This window comes from Acinetobacter sp. ANC_7682 (genome assembly GCF_056779795.1).
Window position 1 is genome coordinate 1 of the sequence record NZ_JBWYIQ010000102.1, and the last position, 246, is coordinate 246.

General features: G+C 51.2%; 1 protein-coding gene. It reads left to right on the forward strand.

Translation table 11 applies throughout. The features are described 5' to 3' along the window. Nucleotides 1-246: phage baseplate assembly protein V (locus AC1M9D_RS14170; RefSeq protein ID WP_481612454.1), on the forward strand; the 246-nt coding region annotated here is incomplete at both ends.

Genomic DNA, 246 nt, shown 5'->3' on the forward strand with positions numbered 1-246 from the left:
AAGGCTATGGCGCACGCTTCCTTCCTCGAATCAATGAAATCGTGGTTATCGACTTCTTTGACGGCAACATCGACCGTCCCTTTGTGGTGGGACGCCTACATGAAGCCCAACGCAGCCCAACCCGATTCGACAGTCAAGGCCAACTGCCAGACACAAAAAAACTCGCAGGGATTAAAAGTAAAGAAGTCCAAGGCGAAGGCTATGGACAACTCCGCTTTGATGACACCACAGGACAAATCTCCACCC